The 2,317-nt window shown below is 58.9% G+C and carries 2 protein-coding genes; both read left to right on the top strand.

The features are described from left to right. A partial coding sequence (locus tag PMI01S_RS30700; RefSeq protein ID WP_218028114.1) for a GntT/GntP/DsdX family permease occupies positions 1-623 on the top strand: 623 nt, incomplete at its 5' end. A 144-nt stretch (positions 624-767) separates the two neighbouring features. Next, a complete protein-coding gene (locus tag PMI01S_RS30695) occupies positions 768-2,093 on the top strand; it encodes an OprD family porin (protein WP_084323907.1) in 1,326 nt (441 codons plus the stop codon). Positions 2,094-2,317 lie beyond the last annotated feature (224 nt).

Genomic DNA, 2,317 nt, shown 5'->3' with positions numbered 1-2,317 from the left:
TGGTGCTGATGCTGATCGGCGGGTGGGCCAACCTGATTTCCACGCCGGGCAGCGGTTTCAATCAGTTTCTGTTGTTCATCGGCAACTCGGTGATCGCGCTGTTGCTGGCGACCTTGCTGAGTTTCTGGACCCTCGGTATCGCCCAGGGTTTCAACCGCGAATCGATCCTCAAGTTCACCAACGAATGCCTGGCACCCACCGCCAGCATCACCTTGCTGGTGGGGGCCGGCGGCGGGTTGAACCGGATTCTGGTGGATGCCGGGGTCACTGACCAGATCGTCAGCCTGGCCCACGAATTTCACCTGTCGCCGCTGCTCATGGGCTGGTTGTTCGCCGCGCTGATGCGCATCGCCACCGGGTCGGCGACCGTGGCCATGACCACGGCGTCGGGCATCGTGGCGCCGGTGGCCATTGGTCTGGGCTATCCGCATCCGGAGTTGCTGGTGCTGGCGACCGGCGCCGGGTCGGTGATCTTTTCCCACGTCAACGACGGCGGCTTCTGGTTGATCAAGGAATACTTCAACATGAGCGTCGCCCAGACCTTCAAGACCTGGACCGTGCTGGAGACCATCATTTCGGTGGTCGCCTTCGCGTTGACCGTGGGTCTCTCTTACTTGATCTAACTCGAACCCTCCGATCGCTCTCCAGTTTCAATGCTCATGGTCACTCATTGGGCGCGTCATCGTGCGCGCCGGTGTTGGGTGTCAGCGGCGGATGGCGGTCGTTCAACACTTGAAAACCATAAAAAAATCACCCTGGAGCACCGTATGTTCAAGCGAGCAATCCCCACCGCACTCTTGTTGGCCACCGGTTCGATCTGCGCACAGGCAGCGGATTCTGCCACGCACGGTTTTCTGGAAGACAGCAAAGCCAGCCTCTCGATGCGCACGCTGTATTTCAACAGCGATAACCGCGATGGTGCGGCGGATCCCTCGAAAACCGAAGAAGCGGCACAGGGTTTCGTGCTGCGCTATGAGTCCGGGTTTACCCACGGCACGGTCGGTTTCGGGCTCGATGCTCAGGCGCTGCTGGGTGTGACACTGGACAGTGGTGCCGGGCGTCATGTCGGTAGCGGCATGATCCCGACGGATGGCGACGGTGCTGCCGATACCTGGAGCAGCTTTGGTCCCACGGCGAAGATGCGTATTGCGAAAACCGAGTTCCGCTACGGCACGCTGCTGCCGAAATTGCCGATCCTGCTGTCGAACGATGCCCGCGTATTGCCGCAATCGTTCACCGGTGCCCAGATCACTTCGAATGACATCGATGGGCTGATGCTGACCAGTGGTGTGCTTGAACATGCGGTCGGTCGCGCGTCGACGGACCGGACCGGTTTGTCCGTACCGGGCGCCACACAGGACAGCAACACGTTCTACTTCGCCGGGGGGGATTACTTCATCACCAAGGAACTGAAAGCGCAGTATTACTTCGCGCAGATGGAGGACTTCTACAACCAGAACTTCTTCGGTCTGACTCATGTGTTGCCGATCGATAGCAAAAGCTCGTTCACCACTGACCTGCGTTACTTTCGCACCACGTCGACCGGGGCCAACAGTTCCGCCGCAGGCCGCGTGCAAGGCTATCGCACCTCCGGTTACACCGAGGACAACAATGGCGAAATCGACAACAACACCTGGGTTGCGATGATCACTTATATGAACGGTGGCCACTCGGTGTCGCTGGGGCATCAGCAAGTGGGTGATGGCAGCAACTTCGTCCAGCCCAACCAGGGCAGCCTGGTTGATAAAGGGGCGGGGGGTGGCAGTGTTTATTTGCCGACGGACCGCATGATCCAGAGTTTTACCCGTGCGGGTGAGCAGACGAACTTTGGGCAATACACGTATGACTTTGCGCCGCTGGGCGTGCCGGGGCTGAAAGCGTCGATCGTGTATTTGAAGGGGACTGATATCAAGGTTCGCAATGCGGGTAATCAGTCTGAGTGGGAGCGCGATATGACCCTGGACTATGTGCTGCAGTCGGGTTCGCTTAAAGGGCTTGGGTTCAGTGTGCGCAATGGCAAGTCGAACACTGATGCGGGGCGTAATGTTGATCAGAATCGCTTTATTATCAACTACACCTTGTCGTTGCTGTGATCGTCTGGTCGATAGGAAACCGGTCGTGTACATATCTGTTTCTGCGGTAACGGCCGCTGACGGTTTCGCCCTTACGGCGAGTCACTTGCAAAAGCGGCAAGTAACCAAGCGCTTTTGCCCCTTTCGTTCGGTGCCTCGCTAATGTTCGGCATGCCCTCGCTCCGGTCCTGCTCCGTGGGCCGCCGCCATCGGCCATCCATGGCCGGGGGCGGCTAACCCGGCAT

The sequence above is a fragment of the Pseudomonas migulae NBRC 103157 genome, assembly GCF_002091715.1.
Taxonomy (GTDB): domain Bacteria; phylum Pseudomonadota; class Gammaproteobacteria; order Pseudomonadales; family Pseudomonadaceae; genus Aquipseudomonas; species Aquipseudomonas migulae_A.
The sequence above is the reverse complement of the archived record's forward strand: the minus strand, read 5'-3'. Positions and strand labels throughout refer to the sequence as shown.